The organism is Pseudomonas vanderleydeniana, from assembly GCF_014268755.2.
Classification (GTDB): Bacteria; Pseudomonadota; Gammaproteobacteria; order Pseudomonadales; family Pseudomonadaceae; genus Aquipseudomonas; species Aquipseudomonas vanderleydeniana.
Genome location: NZ_CP077093.1, coordinates 4,464,974 through 4,486,682, shown reverse-complemented (window position 1 = coordinate 4,486,682; position 21,709 = coordinate 4,464,974). Strand labels below are relative to the sequence as shown.

General features: G+C 62.8%; 19 protein-coding genes and 2 pseudogenes. 14 read left to right on the top strand and 7 right to left on the bottom strand.

Going from position 1 to position 21,709, the window contains the following annotated elements:
- Nucleotides 1-3: 3 nt before the first annotated feature.
- From HU752_RS19940 to HU752_RS19905, 10 genes and pseudogenes are all read left to right on the top strand, one after another.
- On the top strand, nt 4-780 hold the full coding sequence (locus HU752_RS19940) for an amino acid ABC transporter permease (protein WP_186678934.1): 777 nt from the start codon (nt 4-6) through the stop codon (nt 778-780).
- A gap of 2 nt (nt 781-782) precedes the next feature.
- Entirely contained in the window at nt 783-1,562 is a 780-nt protein-coding gene (locus HU752_RS19935; protein WP_186678936.1) for an amino acid ABC transporter ATP-binding protein, read from the top strand.
- A 21-nt stretch (nt 1,563-1,583) separates the two neighbouring features.
- Nucleotides 1,584-2,675 (top strand): polyamine ABC transporter substrate-binding protein, encoded by a 1,092-nt coding sequence (locus HU752_RS19930; protein WP_186678946.1) that lies wholly within the window; start codon nt 1,584-1,586, stop codon nt 2,673-2,675.
- A gap of 26 nt (nt 2,676-2,701) precedes the next feature.
- Nucleotides 2,702-4,312, top strand: a complete 1,611-nt coding sequence (locus HU752_RS19925) for a gamma-glutamyltransferase family protein (protein ID WP_186678948.1) — start codon at nt 2,702-2,704, stop codon at nt 4,310-4,312.
- Nucleotides 4,313-4,729: 417 nt separating this feature from the next.
- Nucleotides 4,730-5,056 (top strand): annotated as a pseudogene (locus HU752_RS32240) (PAS domain-containing protein); the annotation flags it as partial.
- A gap of 51 nt (nt 5,057-5,107) precedes the next feature.
- Entirely contained in the window at nt 5,108-6,295 is a 1,188-nt protein-coding gene (locus HU752_RS19920) for a methyl-accepting chemotaxis protein (RefSeq protein ID WP_437182381.1), read from the top strand.
- 96 nt (nt 6,296-6,391) lie between these two features.
- Nucleotides 6,392-7,234: pseudogene (locus HU752_RS32235) on the top strand (MCP four helix bundle domain-containing protein); the annotation flags it as partial.
- On the top strand, nt 7,229-8,092 hold the full coding sequence (locus HU752_RS32230) for a methyl-accepting chemotaxis protein (RefSeq protein ID WP_437182380.1): 864 nt from the start codon (nt 7,229-7,231) through the stop codon (nt 8,090-8,092). The pseudogene HU752_RS32235 and the gene HU752_RS32230, both read left to right, overlap by 6 nt.
- A gap of 202 nt (nt 8,093-8,294) precedes the next feature.
- Complete coding sequence (locus HU752_RS19910) at nt 8,295-8,612, top strand: helix-turn-helix domain-containing protein (RefSeq protein ID WP_186678958.1); 318 nt, start codon at nt 8,295-8,297, stop codon at nt 8,610-8,612.
- The gene (locus HU752_RS19905) at nt 8,605-9,867 is read left to right on the top strand and encodes a type II toxin-antitoxin system HipA family toxin (protein WP_186678961.1); all 1,263 of its coding nucleotides are present in this window, start codon (nt 8,605-8,607) and stop codon (nt 9,865-9,867) included. The genes HU752_RS19910 and HU752_RS19905 overlap by 8 nt, the downstream gene beginning before the upstream one ends.
- Nucleotides 9,868-10,052: 185 nt before the next feature.
- On the opposite strand, the gene HU752_RS19900 is transcribed toward HU752_RS19905, so the two are convergent.
- The 4 genes from HU752_RS19900 to HU752_RS19885 all read right to left on the bottom strand — a co-directional run bounded on the left by HU752_RS19900 (nt 10,053) and on the right by HU752_RS19885 (nt 14,329).
- Complete coding sequence (locus HU752_RS19900) at nt 10,053-11,159, bottom strand: class II histone deacetylase (protein ID WP_186678964.1); 1,107 nt, start codon at nt 11,157-11,159, stop codon at nt 10,053-10,055.
- 14 nt (nt 11,160-11,173) lie between these two features.
- The gene (locus HU752_RS19895; RefSeq protein WP_186678967.1) at nt 11,174-12,352 is read right to left on the bottom strand and encodes an MFS transporter; all 1,179 of its coding nucleotides are present in this window, start codon (nt 12,350-12,352) and stop codon (nt 11,174-11,176) included.
- A 21-nt stretch (nt 12,353-12,373) separates the two neighbouring features.
- On the bottom strand, nt 12,374-13,255 hold the full coding sequence (locus HU752_RS19890) for a transporter (RefSeq protein WP_186678970.1): 882 nt from the start codon (nt 13,253-13,255) through the stop codon (nt 12,374-12,376).
- 111 nt (nt 13,256-13,366) lie between these two features.
- Nucleotides 13,367-14,329 (bottom strand): helix-turn-helix transcriptional regulator, encoded by a 963-nt coding sequence (locus tag HU752_RS19885; protein WP_186678972.1) that lies wholly within the window; start codon nt 14,327-14,329, stop codon nt 13,367-13,369.
- Between the two features lie 426 nt (nt 14,330-14,755).
- Between HU752_RS19885 and HU752_RS19880 the strand changes: the two genes are divergently transcribed.
- Entirely contained in the window at nt 14,756-16,099 is a 1,344-nt protein-coding gene (locus HU752_RS19880; RefSeq protein WP_186678974.1) for a GGDEF domain-containing protein, read from the top strand.
- 3 nt (nt 16,100-16,102) lie between these two features.
- Here the strand turns inward: HU752_RS19880 and HU752_RS19875 are convergent, their stop codons facing one another.
- A complete protein-coding gene (locus tag HU752_RS19875; protein WP_186678975.1) occupies nt 16,103-17,008 on the bottom strand; it encodes a LysR substrate-binding domain-containing protein in 906 nt (301 codons plus the stop codon).
- Nucleotides 17,009-17,117: 109 nt separating this feature from the next.
- On the opposite strand from HU752_RS19875, the gene HU752_RS19870 reads away from it, so the two are divergent.
- The gene (locus tag HU752_RS19870; RefSeq protein ID WP_186678976.1) at nt 17,118-17,729 is read left to right on the top strand and encodes a glutathione S-transferase family protein; all 612 of its coding nucleotides are present in this window, start codon (nt 17,118-17,120) and stop codon (nt 17,727-17,729) included.
- A 95-nt stretch (nt 17,730-17,824) separates the two neighbouring features.
- Nucleotides 17,825-18,322: an SMI1/KNR4 family protein gene (locus HU752_RS19865; RefSeq protein ID WP_225920028.1), complete on the top strand. Its 498-nt coding sequence runs from the start codon at nt 17,825-17,827 to the stop codon at nt 18,320-18,322.
- 655 nt (nt 18,323-18,977) lie between these two features.
- Here the strand turns inward: HU752_RS19865 and HU752_RS19860 are convergent.
- Nucleotides 18,978-19,190 (bottom strand): hypothetical protein, encoded by a 213-nt coding sequence (locus tag HU752_RS19860; RefSeq protein WP_186678977.1) that lies wholly within the window; start codon nt 19,188-19,190, stop codon nt 18,978-18,980.
- A 90-nt stretch (nt 19,191-19,280) separates the two neighbouring features.
- Nucleotides 19,281-20,243 carry a DUF3298 domain-containing protein gene (locus HU752_RS19855; protein ID WP_186678983.1) on the bottom strand — a complete coding sequence of 321 codons (963 nt, stop codon included), beginning with the start codon at nt 20,241-20,243 and terminating at the stop codon, nt 19,281-19,283.
- A gap of 209 nt (nt 20,244-20,452) precedes the next feature.
- Between HU752_RS19855 and HU752_RS19850 the strand changes: the two genes are divergently transcribed.
- The gene (locus tag HU752_RS19850; protein ID WP_186678985.1) at nt 20,453-21,694 is read left to right on the top strand and encodes a DUF1835 domain-containing protein; all 1,242 of its coding nucleotides are present in this window, start codon (nt 20,453-20,455) and stop codon (nt 21,692-21,694) included.
- Nucleotides 21,695-21,709 lie beyond the last annotated feature (15 nt).

The following is a 21,709-nucleotide window of genomic DNA, read 5'->3' as shown; positions in this document are numbered from 1 at the left end:
TCGATGAATTTCAATTGGGATGTGTTCTGGCAGTACCTGCTGCAGCCCAGTGGGGTGTACCTCACCGGGCTGTGGCTGACCTGCCTGATCGCCGTGCTGGCCATGCTGCTGGGCTGCGTGCTGGGCCTGGCGGCGGCGCTGATGCGGCTGTCGCGCAATCCGCTGCTGCAATGGCCGGTGCGCTTCTACGTGTGGCTGATGCGCGGCACGCCGCTGCTGGTGCAGATCGTCTTTCTGTACACGGCCCTGGCGGCGGGCGGGATCTTTCGGTTCGAGGACCTCTCGCTGTTCGGCCTGGTGGTGCCCGGCAACATTCAGGCGGCGATCATCGCCCTGGGCCTGAATGAAGGCGCCTACATGGCCGAGATCATCCGGGCCGGTATCGGCGCGGTGGACAAGGGCCAGTACGAGGCTGGGCGGTCGCTGGGCATGACTTTCGGCAAGCTGATGCGCCGCATCGTGCTGCCGCAGGCCTTTCGGGTGATCGTGCCGCCGATTGGCAACGAATTCAACGTGATGCTCAAGAACACCACCCTGGTCAGCGTGATCGGCGTGCAGGAGCTGCTGCTGAGCACGCAGATGGTCACTTCGGCGACCTTCCGGGTGTTCGAGCTGTACCTGGTGGTGGCCATCTACTTCCTGCTGCTGACCACCCTGTGGGGTTTCTTCCAGCGCTGGCTGGAAAGCCGCTCCGGTCGCTGCGACCGACCAAACTCGTCGCCACCGGCCGCCAGCCGGATGTTCGGCCGCGGTCCCCTGAAACTGCTGAGAGGACGTTGAGCATGGCGCACAAAAGCGAAGAGCTGGTCATCGAGGCGCTGGACATTCACAAGTCCTTTGGCCATTTGCCGATTCTCAAGGGTGTGTCGCTGCAGGTGCGGCGCGGCGAAGTGGTGGTGCTGATCGGCGCCTCGGGCTCGGGCAAGACCACCTTCATCCGCTGCATCAACCTGCTGGAAGACATCCAGGGCGGGCGCATTCGCGTCAACGGCCATGCCATGGGCTACCGCGAGCGCCCCGACGGCAGCCTGGTGCGCGACTCCGAGCGCAACATCGCCCGCCAGCGCCGCGACATCGGCATGGTCTTCCAGCGTTTCAACCTGTTCCCGCACATGACCGCGCTGGAGAACATCATCGAGGCGCCGATCCAGGTGCTCGGCGTGCCCAAGGCCGAGGCCCTGGAACAGGCCCGGCAACTGCTGGCGCGGGTCGGCCTGGCGGACAAGGGCGGGCATTACCCGTCGATGCTTTCCGGCGGCCAGCAGCAGCGGGTGGCGATCGCCCGGGCGCTGGCGATGAAACCCCAGGCGATGCTGTTCGACGAGCCCACCAGCGCCCTCGATCCGGAAATCGTCGGCGAGGTGTTGCAGGTCATGAAGGAGCTGGCCGAGGACGGCATGACCATGGTCGTGGTCACCCATGAAATGGGCTTTGCCCGGGAAGTGGCCGACCGCGTGGTGGTGCTCGACCAGGGCGAACTCATCGAGCAGGGCCCGCCGGAGCAGATCTTCAACCATCCAACCCACGCACGTACCCGGGCCTTTCTCAGCCGCGTGCTCTGACACCGTCAAAGGAACTTCGCCATGCGTTTACCGAGTCTGTTCGCGGTGCTTTGCTGCGCCGCCGTGATGCCCCTGACCCAGGCCGCCGAGCAGGAGGTCAAGGTTTACAACTGGTCCGACTACATCGCTCCGGACACCCTGGCCAACTTCGAGAAGGCCAGCGCGATCAAGGTCCGCTACGACGTGTTCGACACCAATGAAATGCTCGAGGCCAAGCTGCTGTCCGGGCACTCCGGCTACGACGTGGTGGTGCCGTCCAGCCAGTTTCTGTCCAAGCAGATTCGGGCCGGTGCCTACCAGCCGCTGCAGAAGAACCTGCTGGGCAACTGGAAGCACCTCGACCCGCGGCTGATGAAACGCCTGGAGGCCGCCGACCCCGGCAACCGCTACGCGGTGCCGTACATGTGGGGCACCGTCGGTATCGGCTACAACGAGGAAAAGGTTCGTGCCGTGCTCGGCAGGGACGCGGTGCTGGATTCCTGGGCCATGGTCCTGGAACCGGCCAACCTGGAGAAACTGAAAAGCTGCGGCGTGGCCTTTCTCGATGCGCCGGTGAAGATCATTCCGCAGGTGCTGCTCTACCTGGGACTCGACCCCAACAGCACCCGCCCCGAGGACTACAAGAAGGCCTCCGATCGCCTGATGGCGCTGCGACCCTCGGTGACCTACTTCAACTCCTCCAAGTACACCGCGGACCTGGCCAACGGGGACATCTGTGTCGCCATCGGCTACTCCGGCGACGTCATGCAGGCGCGCAGCCGCGCGCGGGAAAGCGGCAAACCGGTGGATATTCGCTACCTGATTCCCAAGGAGGGCGTGAACCTCTGGTTCGACATGCTCGCCATTCCCAAGGACGCGGCCAATGTCGCCCAGGCCCATGCGCTGATCGACTACCTGCTGCGCCCTGAGGTCATTGCGCCGATCAGCAACTACGTCGGCTACGCCAACCCCAACAAGGACGCCACGGCGCTGATGGACCCCAAGGTCAGCGGCGACCCCGGGATCTACCCCGGTGACGAGGTGATCGCGCATACCTTCGTCTCCGCCGACCTGCCGGCCAACATCCAGCGCCTGATCACCCGCGAATGGAGCCGGATCAAGTCCGGCCAGTGAATTCACCCATTGAAGAGTCTTTTGTCATGTTGAATCTCTCTGCCCACGAATACCCCTATCCCTCGCAACGCCAGAGCGTCTTTGCCCGCCGTGGCATGGTCGCCACCACCCAACCGCTGGCGGCCCAGGCCGGTATCGAAATCCTGCACAAGGGCGGTAACGCCATCGATGCCGCGATCGCCACCGCCGCCGCGCTGACCGTGGTCGAGCCGACCGGCAATGGCATCGGCGGTGATGCCTTCGCCCTGGTCTGGACCCAGGGCCAGTTGCATGGCCTCAATGGCAACGGTCAGGCTCCCGCGGCACTGAGCATCGAAGCCGTCAAGGCGGCCGGCCACAGCGAGATGCCGCTTTACGGCTGGACCCCGGTCACCGTGCCCGGTTGTCCCTCGGCCTGGGCGCAACTGTCACAGCGCTTCGGCAAACTGCCGTTTGCCGAGCTGCTGCAGCCGGCGATCAGCCTGGCCCGGGAGGGCTTTCCGGTGTCGCCGGTGGTCGCCCACCAATGGCAGATCGCGCTCGACGAGTTCGCCCCGCACCGCGACGGCGTGCTGCAGGCCTGGTTCGACACCTTCCTGATCGACGGCCGGGCGCCCAGGGCCGGAGAGCTGTTTCGCAATCCGGCCCAGGCCGACACACTTGAGGAGTTGGCCGCCACCCGCTGCGAAAGCTTCTACCGTGGGGCCTTGGCCCAGCGCCTGGACGCCCACGCCCGCGCCACGGGCGGCTACCTGCGCGCCAGTGACCTGGAGAGCTATCGCGCGCAGTGGGTCGACCCGATTTCGGTCAACTACCGAGGTGTCGATGTTTGGGAAATCCCCCCCAGCGGGCAGGGGCTGGTGGCGCTGATGGCGCTGAAGATTCTCGAAGGCTTCGACTTCGACCATCGCGACAGCCAGCAGACCTGGCACCGGCAACTGGAGGCGATGAAGCTCGCCTACAGCGATGGGCTGCACTACATCACCGACCCGCTGCACATGCGCGTGGCGGTCGAGCAACTGCTCGGTGACGGCTATGCGCGGCATCGGCGCGAGCAGATCACCGAACAGGCCCAGCGCCCCAAACCGGGCGATCCGAAGGCGAGTGGCACGGTGTACCTGGCGACCGCCGATGCCGAAGGCAACATGGTCTCGTTCATCCAGAGCAACTACCACGGCTTCGGCTCGGGGGTGGTGCTGCCCGACAGCGGCATTGGCCTGCAGAACCGCGGGCAGGAGTTCAGCCTTGATCCGGCACATGCCAACTGCCTGGCGCCGGGCAAGAAGACCTTTCACACCATCATCCCCGGCTTTCTCACGAAGGACGGGCAGGCGCTTGGGCCGTTCGGGGTGATGGGCGGCTACATGCAGCCACAAGGGCATGTGCAGATGGTGATGAACCTGGTGGACTTCGGGCTCAATCCGCAGGCGGCACTGGATGCACCGCGCTGGCAGTGGCAGGGGGATAACAAGGTCGGGATCGAGCAGGGAGCCTCGCGGGATCTGATCAATGCCTTGGCACGCCGGGGGCACGAGGTGGTGGTCGCCAGTGACCTGACCGATTACGGGCGCGGGCAGATCATCTTGCGCGATCCGGTGAGCGGGGTGCTGTGGGGCGGCACCGAGCCCAGGGCGGATTCGGTGGTGGCCGTCTGGTGAGGCGGCTTCGTTCCTGACGGCCGGGCAGGCATCGCCCCAGCGCCATCACTGTTTGGCCACAGGCCCCACGAGACCTTCTCCTGGGGCCTTGTCTGTTGAACGGGTGAAAAACCGATTTGATTCTCCGTTACCAACCTCCTGCATTTGCCAGCGGCTCGCAAATACACTTTCGTAGCTCGCTAAATACTGATCCAGCGCAATAAACCCTTCGAAAAGCGGCGGTGTAACAGAAAATTACACGTCGTCGATTTGACGGCCCAAGGTGCTCACCTAGCCTCACGCAATGCCAGCACCAAGCCAGTATCGGCCAACGGAGCGGCATCGCCGACCTGGCGCGCAACCTCGCAGGACGCACGATTGAGCTAATGGATAGCCGTTAACCCCACCTTGCCCAACGCATCCCAAGGGATTTGCATCATGCGAACCAATCTTCCGGTTACTCAGAAAGAACTCGAGTTTTCGGCAGGCCAGCGGCTCATCTCCGCGACCGACGTTCATGGAAAGTTGACGTACTGCAATGATGAGTTCGTCGCCGTCAGTGGGTATTCCCGTGAACAGTTGCTGGGCAGTGCGCACAACATCGTGCGCCATCCCGACATGCCACCTGCGGTCTTTGCCCACATGTGGTCCTATCTCAAGGACGGCAAGAGCTGGATGGGCATCGTCAAGAATCGCTGCAGCAACGGCGACCATTACTGGGTCAATGCCTACGTCACGCCGATCTTCAGCGAGGGCCAGATCAGCGGTTTTGAATCGGTCCGGGTCAAGCCCGAGCGTGAACAGGTTCGGCGGGCGATGCAGTTGTATGCCCGTTTGAGCAAACAGCAGGCCGACAAGCCGGTGCTCGAACACCTGGGGTATTGGGCGCAGACACTGCTGCCGCCGGCACTGGTGCTGCTGACCAGCGCCGCCGTCCTGGAAGGGGCGGGCCCCTGGCCGGGTGCGCTCACGGCGGCGGCCGGGATGTTCGCGCTGCAAGGCTTGGCGCAGTGGCGCTCCCGCCAGACGTTGGACCGGATCAGGGGCGCTTCGCAGGGCGGTTTTGACAGCGAACTGATTGCCCGCACCTACACCGATGAGCGTGGCATGGCCGCGCAGCTGCAGATGATCCTGATCAGCGAGAACGCCAAGATCAGGACGGCACTGAGCCGCCTGGGCGATTTCGCCACCCAGACCGCCACTCTGGCCACTCGCAGCCAGTCGTTGTCCCGCCAGTCCGAGCAGGCGTTGAACCGCCAGCGTGACGAAGCGGACCAGGCCGCGACCGCGATGAACCAGATGGCGACTTCCATTGCCGAGGTGGCCGTGCATATCAATCACACCGCCAAGGCCGCCGACGAGGTCAACCTCTTGACCCAGACCGGTTCGCAGGAAGCCCACAAGACTCGCCACGTCATCGAGAAACTGGCCGAGACCGTGGAGGCCGTGAGCCAGTCGGTGGAGGGCTTGGCCAGCGAGACCCAGTCCATCCAGCAGGCCGCCAACATGATTCGTTCGATTGCCGAGCAGACCAACCTGCTGGCCCTGAACGCTGCCATCGAGGCTGCCCGTGCCGGCGAGCAGGGGCGCGGTTTTGCGGTGGTCGCCGACGAGGTCAGGGCGCTGGCCTCCAAAACCCAGGAGTCGACCCAGACCATCCAGCGCATCATCCAGACCTTGCAGGACGTGGCTGGCCAGGCCGTGGTCGTGGCGCGACAGGGCAGTGTCGAGGCGCTCAGCGGCGTGGCCCAGGTGATCAGTACCCAGCAGGCATTGGAGGGCATTGACGGTGCGGTGGGGCGTATTCACGAGATGAGCCAGCAGATGGCGGCCGCTTCGGAGCAGCAGGCCCAGGTCGCCGAGGAGATCTCCAGGCAGATCACCAGTATCGCGCGCGTCTCGGATCAGAACGCGGAGATTGCCGTCAGCTCGTGTGCGTTGGGGACTGAACTGGAGGGGACCGCTCATGCCCTGGACGCGCTGGTCACTCGCTTCAATGGTTGAGTGTCAGCGTTCCCGGCGCTGGTGAGGGCTTTGTCACCGGTCACGTCAAATAAAACGGCTCGCGGCCCTTAAGGCCGCCCAGGCACGGTCGATAGGATGACTATACTCATTCGACCGTGCGGTCACCGCTTAACCCTCTCTAGTACAGGTTTGCCCATGAAGTGGTTTTACGACGCCAAGCTATCAACCAAGCTTTATCTCGCTTTCGCCCTCTGTGCTTGCATCACCTTGGTGGTGGGCATGCTTGGCAGCGCGGGTATTGGTTCGTTGTCTTCGAGCCTGCAACTGGTGTTCTCCAACAACCTCGTGTCAGTCGCCAAGACCGGCGAGGCCCGTTCCTATGCGATGACCCAGAGCCGTGAGCTCTATCGCCTGCTGGCCGCTGCGGCGGCGGGCGCCACAGCTTCCGAGCGCAGCCCGATCGTCGCCGCGATGAAGGACAGCCGCGAGAAGAGCGAGCGGGCCTTCGCCACCTATCGCACCACACCGCTGGCCGATGACGAGCGGGTGGCCGGCGACCGGATGGAGAAGGACTGGCCTGCTTACCAGGCCCTGGTCGATCGTGCGGTTTCGACTATCGACAGCGGTGACCTGGCTGGCGCCCGGCGGCTGATGACTGGGGAGTTGCATGAGGCTTTTCGCAGCATCAATGATGAGTTGAACATCATCGTCGAGTCCAACAACCGCCAGATCGGCGAGGGCAGCCAGGAGGCCCGTGCCACGGAGTCCTCCGCCAAGCTCAATCTGTATATCGGCATTGGCTTGGCCTTCCTGGCGGCGGCGCTGTTGGGCATGTTCATCAGCCGCGTCATCAGTGCCCCTATCGCTTCGGCCGTGCGCAATGCCCAGCGCATTGCCGGCGGCGATCTGAGCCAGGCCATCGAACGGGGTCATCGGGACGAAGTCGGTCAACTGCTGACCGCCCTCGGGACCATGCAGGGTGGACTCAAGGGCACCATTCAGCAGATCGCCAGTGCCGCAGACCAACTGGCTTCGGCCGCCGAAGAACTCAATGCGGTGACCGAGGAGAGCAGCCGTGGCCTGACCCGGCAGAACGACGAGATCCAGCTGGCCGCTACCGCTGTCACCGAAATGAGTGCTGCCGTTGACGAAGTGGCGCGCAATGCCACCTCGGCCTCCGAAGCGTCCCGCAATACCAGCCAGGAGGCCTCCAGTGGTCGTGACCAGGCCCTGGAAGCGGTCAAGGCCATCACCAGCGTGAACAACGAGATTGGCCAGTCGACGGTCATCGTCGATGAGCTGGCCGGCAGTGTGCGTGATATCGCCAAGGTGCTCGATGTCATTCGAGGGATCGCCGAACAGACCAACCTGCTGGCGCTCAACGCGGCCATCGAGGCGGCCCGGGCCGGTGAACAGGGCCGTGGTTTCGCGGTGGTGGCTGACGAAGTGCGAGCCCTGGCGGCCCGCACCCAGGCCTCGACCGGTGAAATCGAGGCGATGATCGCCAGCGTGCAGTCGCGCGCCGATGACGCAGTCAAGGCCATGGGCAACAGCCGGACCCTGGCCAGCAGCACCCAGGAACTGGCCAAGGCCACCGGCGAGTCGCTGGAGCGCATTGCCCAGAACATCGCCTCGATCAACGATCGCAACCTGCTGATCGCCACGGCCTCGGAAGAGCAGGCCAACGTCGCGCGCGAGGTCGATCGCAACCTGATCAACATCCAGGACCTGTCCACCCAAACCGCCGCCGGTGCCAACCAGACCAGCGCATCGAGCCAGGAACTGTCGCGCCTGGCCATCTCGTTCAACAACCTGGTGGGGACCTTCAAGCTGTAGGTCGCCCCTGTCGAGACGATGGCGTCAGTGCCACCCAGGCGAGAGCACTGACGCTATTATCGAGCTAATTCCATTGTGTTGTAGGTTATCGTCGTAAATCTCGTGTAAATCCTGTATTGAGTGGATTAAGGTGCTTGAATGGAGCGCGGCTTAATTCTAATATTTTGTGTGTTAAGTGACCATATGGGCATTGGGACACACTATGTTGGATTTAAGCTTCAGTAAGCCGGATGAAATCGTCAAGCGCCTCTGCGAGCGCCTGCGTGCCGAGCGGCTGGCTCAGCAGATGACCCAGGCGGATGTGGCGGGTCGCGCAGGGGTCGGTATCAATACCGTCTCCAACCTGGAGGCGGGTCGCAATGTGGGTTTCGAGAATGTGATTCGCGTGGCCATGGTCCTGGGCCGCGTCAAGGAGCTTGAGGCCTGTTTCCTACCCAGGCTGGACAGTCTCGACGATATTCGCCGCTACGAGAGCAGTGCCAAGCGCCAGCGCATCCGGAGAAAAGCTGAGCATGCTTGAGCAGGTCGAGGTTTACTACGACGGCTGGGGTGAGCGCTGGCTGTGGGGGACGTTGGCCTCGACGACGGCGATTAGCCGTCGTCCACAGATCGTCTTCGAGTACAGCGATGAAGCGAAGCGCAGGGGCCTGGAGCTCTCGTCCTACACCCTTCCTCTGAAGGGGCCCCAACTGCGGCAGAATTTTCCTGCTCACCAGTTGGGTCTGCCCGGACCTGTCTATGACGCATTGCCGGACGGCTGGGGCCTGTTGTTGATGGACCGGATGTTCAGGCGCCGTCATCTCAACACGGCGCGCATCGGGCCGCTGGAGCGATTGGCCTACATCGGCAACAATGCCATGGGGGGTATGTCTTTCGAACCGGTAGTGCCTGAGGGGCAGGCGTCGCAGGTGCATATCTCCCTCGACCTGCTCGCGGCCGAGGTGCAGGAGGTTTTGAAGGGAGAAGGCGGTGAGTTCCTGCAAAGATTACTGCTGGTAGGGGGCTCGCCTCAGGGTGCCAGACCAAAGGCACTGGTTTACCGCGATCCCGAGACTGACGCCTTTACCACTGCAGTCACGCCGGGTTTTGAAGCCTGGTTGGTCAAGTTCCCGGCCAAGGGTGAGCATCCCGAAGTCTGTGCTATCGAAATGGTCTATGCCGAGTGCCTGCGCCTGTGCGGCATCCAGACGCCCGACACACGTCATTTCAGTCTGCCCGGCGGGCAGGCTGCCTTCGCCAGCCGGCGTTTTGACCGACAGGAGGGGCGGCGTGTGCCCATGCAAAGCCTGGCGGCCTTTACCGGGGCTGATTACCAGTCACCGGGGAGCCTGGATTACGTCAATTTCCTGCGCGCGACCCAGATGTGCACCAACGACGTACGGGAGAAGGCGGCTGCGTTTGAGCGTGCTGTCTTCAATGTCGTGTTCAACAACCGGGACGACCACCCGAAAAACTTCGCTTATCTCATGTCGCCGACCGGGAAGTGGACGTTGGCGCCGGCCTACGACGTGACGTTCTGTGAAGGACCGGGCGGGTACCATCAGATGGACGTCATGGGTGAGGCGCTGGCCATTGATCGAGAGGCCATGCTCAGGCTGGCGGAGGAGGCCGAAGTCTCAAGGCAGAAGGCTGGCCTGATCATTGACCACCTCTGCGAGGTGGCCAGTCGTTTTTCGACCATTGCCGAGAGCCTGCACCCGTTGGAAATCACGCAAGAGACCCTTCAACTTATTCAAGGGCGTATCGAGGACAATATCCGTCGCCTGCAGGGGTGAGTCAGTCTGCAACCAGGCTTGTCGGTGTTCGCCATGGCGGAACTCTACCGGGCTGCGCAGCCGGCCGTTCGACAAGCCACCTGATAGATCGAGCCGATGTCATTTGGCAGCGATTGGGCTATTGCTCGGGCACTGAGTGTGACCGCCAGCGCTGGCCATGCAGAGGCGGTCTCATTGCCCTTTGCCTAGAACCAGGCCTGGCGCTGGCTATCGAGTAGCTGACGCTGCCAGGCCTGCATCTGGCGGTTGGGCTGCTGCAGGCCAATGAACGCCAGCAGCGGATCCTCGACCGCCGTGCGCAGTCCCGACAGGGCCTCCAGTGTCGCCAGACCACAGAACGGCACGTACGCCTCGGCATACCCCCCTTCGTGCACCAGCACCAGACGCCCACCACACAAACGCTGCGCCGCCTCACGCACCTTGGCGGTCATCTGGCGGAACGACTCGCTGTGCAGCAGCATCCGCGCCAGCGGGTCGACCGCATTGGCGTCGTAGCCGCAGGCAACGATGATCAGCTCCGGTTCGAAACGCTCCAGTGCCGGAATCACCAGCGTGTCCATGGCGTACTGATAGGCATCGTCGCCGCTGCCCGGCAGCAGTGGAATGTTCAGGTTGGTACCGACGGCAGGCCCTTCGCCACGGTCTTCGGCACCGCTGTAGCCCGGCGGGAAGCAGCCTTCCTGGTGCAGCGAGATGGTCAGCACGTCACTGCGCTCGGCATAGATCGCCTGCGTGCCGTTGCCGTGATGCACATCCCAGTCGATCACCGCGACCTTGCCCAGGCCGTGACGGGCCTTGGCCGCTTCAATCGCCACGGCAATGTTGTTGAAGAAGCAGAAGCCCATGGCCTGGTCGGCCGAGCAGTGATGCCCCGGCGGACGCGACAGCGAATAGGCGTTGCTCGCCTCGCCGAGCAGTACCGCCTCGACGGCGGCAATTGCCAGGCCTGCCGACAGCTTGGCAATCTCGAAACTGCCGGGCCCGATGGGCGCGTCGTTGCCCAGGCTGCCACCCCCGGCGTCGCTCAGCGCCTGAAAACGCTTGAGGTAGTGGGCAGGGTGCACCCTGAGCAGATCGGTGTCGGAGGCGGGTTCGGCGCTGCGCACGTCCAGTTGGCGAGTCAGTCCGCTCACATCCATCAGGTTCTTCAGGCGGCGCTTGGTTTCTGGCGACTCGGCGTGTCCGGCCGCCGAGGGCGGTTGTACCCAGCCGCCCACGGGCAGGGTCAGGGCGTGCAGCCCGGCGCTGTGCCAGAGGCTGAGTTCGTCGAAAAAAAAGGCGGTCTTGCGCATGGTGCAGGTCTCTTTCAAGGGTGTGAGGAGGCGGTGGCACGGGAGCGCCGACCGGCCAGGATCAGCAGCAGCGACAGCAGCGTCAGGGCCGCCGCGCCCAGCAGGGTGGAGCGGTAGTCGCCGCTGGCCTGGATCAGGTGCCCGGCGATCCCGGGGCCGATGGCCAGGCCGGCGCCGATCACCAGGTTGGTGAGGTTCATCAGCCGGCCGCTGGGGTCCAGTTCAGCCAGGTAGGCCAGGATCAGCGGCAGCACGAAGGTCCAGGTGAACTTGAAGATCAGCGCCGCGCAGGCGAAGCGCAGGGCGGTCGGCTGATCCTGGAGCAGCAGCACGGCGCCGATCATCAGGCCGTACCCCAGGATCAGCAGCGCAGTGCGCGGCAGACGATCGCCGATCACCGCCGTGCACCCTGCGCCCACGATGCCCATCAGGGTGGCGATGGCCAGGACCTGTCCGCTGTCCTGTGGGTTGATCGCGGCGCGGCTGGCGATGGCGCCGATGAAGGTCCAGACGCCGCTGAGGCTGACGTAGAAGCACAGGATCGCCAGGATGCCCAGGGCCGCGCGGCCCTGGGCGATGGGGACGCGGGGCTGATCGACAGCGCCGCCCAGGGCGACGGGAAAGGTACGGACCAGCGGCAACGCCACGGCCATCAAGATGGCGAGACTCAGGTAACAGGCCACCAGGCCGTAGCGGGCGAACATCAGTGGCAGTACCTGCAGCCCGAGGGCACCGAGGACCAGTTGGCCCAGTACCCAGAAGCCATACACACGACTGCCGTTGTTCATCAGCGCGGCACTGACCATGCACAGGATCATCAGCGAGCCACCGCCCAGCCCCGCGGCCATGCGCATCAGCATCAGCAGTGAGTAGTCGCTGACCCAGGCCGAGAGCAGGTTGCCGACGATGAACAGGGCACCGGCGAGCAGCCCGGCCCTGCGCAGGTCGATCCGCTTGAGCCACCAGAACGCCGGCAGCGTCGCCAGGCTCATGGCGCCCAGCTCGGCCATGAACAGGTTGCCGATCTGCGCCGGTGCCAGTCCCCACTGGCTGGCGAGTTGCGCTGCGACGGCGGGTGCGGTCATCAGCAGTGAAGGGGTGATGGCGGCCAGCACCACCAAGGCGATCATCAAGGTCCGTTGGCTGGCGGTCGACGGGGCGCCGGCCTGGGTATTACCGATTGAAAGGCTCATGTCAAAACTCCCCCCTGTGACTTAAAACACATGGACCAGACGCAGCAGCGCCTGGCTGCCGTGGTAGCCGTTGTCGGTGTCGACATTGCGCGTCAGGGCCAGCAGCCCCTGGTTGTTCTTGTCGAACCAGTGGCCCAGTTCGAAGCCGACCTGGGTGTAGCGCTGGTGGGTGTCGGCCAGGCGGTTGTCGTTCAGGCGCAGTTCGCCGCCGTCGGCGCGGATCAGGCGCAGGGCGCCGTAGGTGCTGGGGGTGAAGTCGTAGGAGGCGAACGCCTGCAGGCGGTAGAGCGGGTCCTGCTTGAGCGTCGAGCCGTAGTAATCATCGTTCTTGCCGTAGACCTGGGCCTCGAGGTTGGCCTCGAGCATCCATTTCTCGCCGATGCCCTGGGTGAAGTTGTAGACGAAGTGCCCGGCCCAGCGATTGGCGCCGGGCGAGACGTCCGGGTTCTGGCTGTGGTACTCGCCGATCGGCAGGCTGATCAGGCTGAGAAAACCGCTGTAGGTGCGGGTGGCCGGATTGTTGATCAGGTAGAGCGTGCCGCCGACTTGCGGATCACCGAAGCCGCTTTCGTGGCTGCGCGAGGTGGCCCCGGGCAGACGCGCGTCAATGTCGGCGAACGGCACGATGAACTGCGGCGTGCACAGGGTGCCGCAGAGGTCGGTGAAGATCAGTTGGCGCCAGGCCAGGGCATTGACGTTGAGGTCGGCGCGGCCGGTGCTGTCGGCACGGCCGTGGTAGTCATGATCGCGGGTCATGGGCAGGTAGAACACGCCCAGGGTGGTGCCCACCGGGGCGCTGACGAAGTCGCGGGCGTTGAGGTCGGCGGCCTGGGCGCTCATCGAACCGAGGGCGGCGGTCAGGGCCAGTGCTGCGGTAAAGCCGGAGGCGTAGGGCGATTTCATCGAGCAGGCTCACTTGTGTCGGGAGAGAGGGACGGCAGATTTCAGGCATGAGGGCGCCCAAGCCGCCCTTGGGGCAGCAGGGATGCTCAGCGTGGAAAAGGGGGCCGGTGGTCAGTCAGGCATCGCGCGCAACAGTTGGGCGATGCGCGCCTTGTCCTTGACCCCGAGCTTCGTGTAGATCGTGCGGATGTGATGGCGCACGGTGTTCGGCGCCAGGCCCAGTTCGCGGGCCACTTCCTTGTAGGTCTTGCCTTCGCCAAAGCCCTGGGCAACGTCGTACTCCCGTGGGCTGAGGCATTGCAGCGGTGTGCGGGGGCGGGCCGCGAGCACGAACAGGTCACCGGCGCGGGTGATGGTCAGTTGCAGCGCGCCCAGGGTCTGTTCACCCTCGCTGATCGCAATGGGCAGGTTCGGCCCGCTCCACTGGGCAAAGCAGCCCAGCCAGCGCTCGATGAAGCCGCGCTCGGCGCACTGCAGGGTGCCCTTGCGATCGCACACGGCCAGGGCCAGGTTGTGCGGGGAGTCGAGGCTCTCGCGCTGGGCGATCAGGGTGCGGATCTGGTTGGCGGAGATGGCCGCCGCCAGGTGTGGCATGACGTGGTCCAGCAGCATTCGGTCGGTGTCGCTGAAGCGCGGCTGACCGGGGTTGCGGTACAGCGCCAGGTGCTCGCTGAGCTGCGTCAGCGGGTCGATGACCATCACGCAGAGCAGCTCCTGAATGCCGTGCCGAGCCCCCAGCCAGCGCAACCCCTCGGTGCTGTGCATGTCGATGATCACCGCCTGGCCCGGGTGCGAGTGGGTCACGGGGAGGGTGATGTCATCCTCGCGGATGCAGCGCCAGTCCTGCAGGTAGTCCGCCTGCAGGTGAAACAGGTGATTGCGATGTTCTTCGAGCATGCCGTCGATCAACGCGGCGCGACCCCACCAGGCCTTGTCGAAGGCGATCAGACCCTGCAGCCGGGCCAGCATCGCGTCATGAAAATGCTCGACGCTCTGGTCATGGGCCAGGCGCTGGATATCCAGCAGGGCATTGCTGAATAGGCTCAATAGCGTGTTGCAGGCAGGGCTGCTCATGCGCGGTACCTCGGTGCGACCTGTTATTTTTATTGTCACGCAAGTGGTTGGACCAGACGCCTGGGGCGGCGTGGGCAGGGCCAGTGGGGTCAGTATCGGCCGGGGTGTGCGCGATGGCTATCCTACAGATGCAGGATGGGGGCTCCCGGATATCGTTCCCCAGCCCTGAGAGTCGACGAAAAGCCCGACTGGCAGTACTAAAGACCGGCGCCCCGTCGCCGAATACCTGAGCATCTATGCTGAGTGGAAGCCGTTGGCCACTGGGGCGCTGCGCCGATGTCGAATCTGCCGGGATTGTTGTTTGGCTCTCCTGTCCTGTTGGGGATGTGCCTTTTGCTGGCCTGTGCGGTGGCCAGTACCAGTAACCTCTACTTTTGCCGACCCTCCCGGGGCCCCGGCTACTGGGCAAGCTGCTGTTGGCTGCTGGTGCTGAGCTACAGCATTTTTCTCTACGACCTGCTCGATGGCCAGCGCAACATTGACTGGTTGCCCAACCTCATCCTGGTCGCGGCCCAGACGATGATGATGTTGGGCGTGTTTCGATTTCTGGGGCGGCCATTGCCCAGGAGCCTGCTGCCGGCAACCCTGCTGGCACAGGCTGCCGTGGAGTACTTTCGCAGCCAGGGCGCGCCGCAGGCACTGGTCGATGCGGCCTATTGCGCGATCGTCGTGGTGCTGGCGATCGTGGTGCTCAACATCCTCAGGCGCTACCAGACCGTGGGCGAGGTCCGCTCGATCCGGCTGTTCATCTACTGTTCGTTGCTGGTTTACGGGGTGGTCCATGTGTTGCGCCTGGCCATCGGCGTGATGGGCATTGCACCGCAGATCTTCCCGCCGGACTCCATTCCGATGCTGTCGTTCTTCACCGGCCTGCCGTTTCTGGTCATTTCGCTGGTGGCCTTTACCGCCATGAGCCTGCACCGCACCCTGGCACAAAGCCGTGACTATGAAATCGCCGCCCGCGCCAACCTGCACCGTTTCGAGCAGTTGATGCGCATCAGCAGCGCAGCGATGCTGCTACTGCGCAAGGGCCGTATCGAGGACAGCAATCCCAAGCTGGGCGAGCTGTTCGGCTGTCGGCGCGAGGCGCTGCATGGGCTGGCCTTCGAGGCGTTGTTCCTGCCCGGCGCCGAGCCGGTTGACCCGCCCGGTACGCCTCAGCACTGCGTCGCGGTGAGGGCTGACCAAAGCACCTTCCAGGCCGAGGTCGTCATGCTGGAACTGGATGAACAGCAGTGCCTGGCCGAAATCCGCGATGTGAGCCGGCAGAAGACCCTGGAGACACAACTGCGGGAATTGGCCCATGCGGACCCGCTCACAGGGGCACTCAACCGTCGTGCCTTCGCGGCGCGTTTCGAGGCGTTCAGGCAGTCTTTCCGGCCGTCCTGCGTGGCACTGCTCGACCTCGATCACTTCAAGCGTATCAACGACCACTTCGGGCATGACGTGGGCGATGAAGTGCTGATCACCTTCACGCGGCTGTGCCAGGCCCACGCGCGTACCGGCGACGTGTTTGCCCGAATGGGCGGGGAGGAGTTCCTTTTCCTGTTGCCGGGTTGTGAGCTGGCGGCGGCCCAGGGGTTTCTGGAACGCTTGGTCCAAGAGATGGCGAGCCTGCGTTTCAGGGGGCTACCCAAGGGCACGACCGTCAGCTTCAGCGCCGGCCTGGCCGATTGTCCCCCGGGTGCCGAGCTCAACGCGGTGCTCAAGCAGGCGGACCTGGCGCTCTACCGGGCCAAGGCGAATGGGCGGGCACGGGTGGAGCTGTAGCCGTCAGCCTGGAGGGGCCAGGCCCGCCGACGCCAGGTATTGCTCGACCTGCACGAACAACCACTGCGCAAAGGCGTCTCGTCGTGCCGCCGAACGGGGATGTTGCGGCAGCACCAGCCAGTAAGGGTAGGGGTAGGGCACGACGTGCTCGGACAGTTGCACCAGCTCCCCGCGCTGGAGGGCATCATGCACCAGGCTGCGACGCTCCAGGGCAATGCCCTGGCCCAGGGTCACGGCGCGCAGCACCAGGTTGGAGTCATTGCTGCGCAGGCCCCTTCGAGGCGCCTCGATATCCAGCCCCGCCGCCTGGCACCACGGTTGCCAGGACTCCATGCTGAAGATGATCGGGCTTTCGACGATTTCTTCGGGTGTTCCGGGAAGGCGCCCGCCATTGAAGTGCGGCGCGGCCACGACCACGGACTCATCCTGGAACAGCAGGCGGCTCTCCACCCCCTCCCAGTCGCCACGGCCCATGCGGATCCCGATGTCCAGGCTCTCCTTGGGCGAACGGGACACCGCGAGGCTCGCCTGCAGGCGAATGTTCACATCCGGGTGCAGGGCCTGGAACCTGGGCAGCCGTGGTACCAGCCAACTGGCGCCGAACGAGGGCATGACGGCGATGACCAGTTCGCTGGCGGCAGGCTGCGTCCTGACCGAGCGAGTCGCCTCCACGATATTGCCAAGCGCCTCGCGAATCTGCAGGGCATACAACCGTCCATCTTCAGTAATACGTACCCCGCGTCCCTCGCGGGCCAGCAGGGTCACGCCAATGGTCTCTTCCAGCAGCTTGATCTGCTGGCTGACAGCCGAATGGGTGACGTGCAGTTCCTTGGCGGCCGCTGTCACGCTACCCAGCCGGGCGACGGCCTCGAAACTGCGCAGGCAACTCGTTGGAGGAATATCGAACATGTCAGTAGAGCTTACCGAAAAGGGTAGTATTTACCGATATTACGGTGGTTTTCAGTCGAGTAATGTAAGAAAGAGTGAAGTAAACACTGTACTGCAAGGAGCTTGAACCGTGAAACTCTTGGGCATGCTGGATTCACCCTACGTTCGCCGCATCGCCATCTCGCTCGACCTGCTCGGTGTCGAGTTCGAGCATGCGCCGCTGTCGGTCTTCAGCCAATTCGACGCCTTTGCCGCGATCAACCCGGTGGTCAAGGCGCCGACGCTGGTGCTCGACGATGGCACCGTGCTGATGGATTCCTCGCTGATCATCGACTACCTCGAAGCGACCCACGCCGGCGATCACGGCTTATGGCCCCGGCAACCGCAGGCGCTTGCCAGTGCATTGCATGTCACCGGCCTGGCCCTGGCCGCCTGCGAGAAGGCCGTTCAGTTGGTCTACGAACGCAAGTTGCGACCCGCCGACAAGCAGCATCAACCGTGGATCGATCGTGTCACCGGCCAACTGGTTGCCGCCTGCCGGGCACTGGACAGGCAACTTGCCTCGGCGCCACAGGCTTCAGGCGAGCGGCCGGACCAGGCTGCACTCTCCACGGCGGTGGCCGGGTCGTTCATCGAGCTGATGCTGCCTGACCTGATCAGGCTCGAGGACTATCCCGTCTTGCACGCGCATACGCAGCGTCTGGAACAGACCGAGCTGTTCAAGCGTTATCCGCTGGTCTGACAAGTAACGTTCGTACCGACCAACACAGAGGGTGATGCTTTGCAGCCAGCTTTCTTCATCCGTATGCTCACTTCCGGCGTCTAGGGAGTGAGCTCGTGAATTCTTTTTCCAGCAGTGTGGCGGTAGACGGGTTTCTGGCGTTTCGTCCTGGCTTCAAGGGCTATGATGCTTCGGAGATTGAGAAGATTGAGCGGCTTTACAGGATCAATGTTGACGGGCAACTCAAGCAGTTTCTGCTTGAGATGGGGCGCAGCGATGGCGGGGCCATTGGGGATTCGGAAATTCAGCTCTATAGACCTTCTTGGAGGGTTAGGGGGCATCTGCTGTTTCAGGTAGATTTTTTCAGTGAGATGCAGCAAGGCGGCTTTTATGAGCATCTAAAGAAGCCGTTTGTTTTCGCGTGGATCTCGGAGACGCAGTACTACTTTGTCCAGACGGCAGCAGAGGACATTAATGCTGTGTATCACTTTGATTCTAACGCGCCTGCAGTGCAGCGTACGGAGTGGGATCTGGCAGGGTTTATTGGACGTCTTTTTGCTGTAAGGGACATGGATATGTCTGTTGTTGCAGAGGGAGATATTTTGCTTATTTAGTTGGTGACCTCTATGCTTCCCTTGAACAAAGCGCTTCACGAGACGATCCTCTTGTAGAACTCGAATATTGGATGCTGCTGTGAAGATAGTGAAATCTACCCGTTTTGACGATGTCGACCACGATTTAGGGTATGAGTATCGTGGCTGTAATTACAGCGTGCAGAACGATGGGGATATGTTCCTGGTCAGAACTTACGACGACGAGCCAGGGTGTGCGACTGTCGTAAGTCCGACCACGGCGCAGTCCAACGGCAACCTTGGACAGCTCGTCACTTTCTTGCGGGCGGAGTTTGGGGTCTCTAGGATCAGGCTCTACAAGGGTGATTTGGGGAGTTACGGTGAGATCGACCTTGAAACGTTGGCATTCCTTACCATTTAAATTCGGTAGCGATAGCACAGTTGGTGTTTTTACACACTCTGAGTCGTGAGCGGACGTAGTTGAGCGTCCGTCAATGGCCGATTTCTGCCTGTCGCCACCGGCAGCTATGGGGCGCCAGCTATCAGTCAAAGCGCTCCCATTGCACTGGTCAGATCCGATGCGAACAGCTGGTCAAATCGAATGCAAATGTTCGGTCAGCGGCAACGCAAAATGGTGGTCAAGTGGAATGCAATTTCTCAGCTGTTGAGGCTGAGGTGAGTCGGTACTGAACCTTGATTAAGGTGAGCCGCAGTCGTCTTGAAGAAGGTCGTTGCTGACAAATCCGACACCGCATTTATCACAGTAAAAACCTTCCACCAGTTGCTGTAACGGTGGAGCTTTCAGGTGCTCAGCTTTGCACTCATCCACCGCCAGTTGGTCCATGCGTTGATAGCCTGTCCTTTCTTCTCCCTTGAAGCGCATTTTGGGGCTGGCAGCACTGACCAGCATTTCCTTTGGGCGGACGTATTGAGCTTGAGCGCAGCACGGGCAGTGTTCATCACGATTTCGACTCATCGTTACCCTTGGGCTAGAGCCCTATCAAGTCTGTGGGGGCACTGGCGCGTTGTGTGCCAGAAACGGTTTCAGATCGCTCCACGCAATGCTGACCTTGGTCGTACCATATGCGTAGGCGAGTACGGCGTAAGGATCGATCGTGATCAGCAGGCCATCTTGCGTGAGCGTCCAGCCAAGGACGTTGACGACTGCCTGCTCGACGTTGCTGCGCAATATCCTGGTTCCGCCAGCTTTTTTCTCGAGCGCCTCGTAGCTACGCTGGGTCAGGAAGTCTTTCCAGCTCGTATCCATATCGAACAGGTCGGCCGCTTCAAGAGCGTGGAGCTTCGGCGCGAGCATGTAGGTCAGGCTGACCGTGCTGCCATTGCCATGCGCTGTGCCATGGCAGTCTTCCCAGGAAGTGGTCTTGATGCTGACGGTGTTTGCCGTGGCGTAGGTTACTTCAGCGTCGAGTTGCTCGTCGCCGTGTCCAGCATCACAGCCCGATTTCATCGCGTTTGTTACTCGCTTTGCCACCATCGAATTCCACTCCACGGCTGCTACTGATAACGGTGCATCGATGCGTGGTGCGCTGGACTTGAGTTTGTACACTTGACCGTCATCGTCGTGAGTCTTCGCGGAAAAGGAGTCGCTACGACTGAACAGGTAGGGGCCGATGGAAATGGCTGCGGTGGAAAGCTGCTTGAGGCGAGCGGCATATTCCGAGTTCAGACAGATCCCGATCTCCTGGGCATTGCGGGGCGCGAAGCAGAGATCGCCTACGAAGTGCAACCATTGTCGTTGGCCGTCCCGCAGGATTTTATTTCCCTCCGGCGACAGGCGTTGTCTCGCCGCGTTATAGGTGTTCGCGATTTTGCTATCCAGCGCTGATAGCTCTGGATCGGCGCAAACGGCTTTTTCCAGAGGTGACCGAACCTTGTCACAGTCGAAACTTGCGGCTGAGGCAACCGTGGGCAGCAGGCACGCAAAGAGCAGGGCACGCATCATCACTCAACTGTCCTTGTGTTCTGGAAAAAGGGCATCGCCCTGGCGTGCCGAGAATACCAGCATTGCATCCACTGGCCCCTGCCGCTAAAGTCACCTTCCAGGCGTTTGCCACGCCAGCGGTCCGCGCAAAGGGGTTGCCCAGGCATTGCATCCTATTTTTCATACCAGCTCCCGGCTTGTCGGCGGACCGAGCCCCCAAAGGAGTTGGCATGTCCGCCATCAATGCTTCCCGCCATCACGGCCTGCTCGATCTTCCCGCCTTGCGTAAACGCGCCAAGCGCCTGCTCACGGCGCTAAAGCACGACGAGGCCGACGAATCGCGTGCGCAACTGCGTACCCTCGGCCTGTCAGGCCCCGACTACCGCCTTGCCGACGCCCAATGGCTGGTGGCGCGTGAGGCCGGTTTCGCCAGTTGGCCCAAGCTCAAGGCCCATGCCGATGCGATCGCATTCTCCGCCCGCCACCCGGAATTCATCGCCGATGGCGAAGCGGCGGTTCAACACTGGCGCTGCGGCAACGACATCGAGCACAGCCTGCGTACGGCGGGTTTTCGTGGCGTATTCCAGATGTTTGACGACCCCATGGTCATGGGGCCGGTACCGGCGCTGCCTGAAGATGATTATTGGCGGGTTCGCGCCGCCTATGTGCAACAGGCCTTTGGTTTGGCGCCTCGTGATATCGAGCAACGCCAGGTGTTACAGCGTTCGGCACTGGCCCAGTTGAACGCCGACAGTGAGCTGGTGCTCTGGTGCGAAGCGGATGCCTATGACCAACTGTTCCTGATTCGCCTGCTCGCCTGTCTGCCCAGCCTGCCGCGGCGGCTGGAACTGATCGAGATCGACCAGGTACCCGGCGTCGAGCGCTTCATTGGCATCGGCCAGCTCGCTCCGGACGTGCTCGCCTGGCTCTGGCCGCAACGCCGTGGCTTGGGTGAAGAGGCTCTGCTGTTGGCCCGTCAGGCGTGGGCCGCCTATACCGCGCCGGATCCACGTGCCTGGGCGGATTTGGCCACTCGGCAACACCAGCCACTTGCGCTGTTGGGCGCAGCACTGGCGCGACAGCTGCAGGAACTTCCGGGGGCCGAGGACGGCTTGAGCCTCACCGAGCGGCTGACCCTGAAAGTCCTGGCGACAAAGGGCGAGCTCCCGGCCGGTCGAGTGTTCGCCGAGCTGATGCAGCGTGAAGAACCGCTGCCATATCTGGGTGACCTGATGTTTCATGCATTACTGCAACCGCTGATCCATGCCGCGAATCCGCTGATGCACGAAGGCCAGGGTGATAGCTGGGCACGGCGGTCATTACGGCTGACGGCACTGGGTGAACGGATTCTGGCAGGGCAGGCACATTGGCTCGACCAGTCGCCTGCGGAGCGTTGGGTGGGTGGGGTGCGCATCGTGGCTGGCCAGAAACCCTGGGTCGTCAGTGGAGAAGGGCAGGTCTGGCGGCGTTAAAGGGCACTCATCATT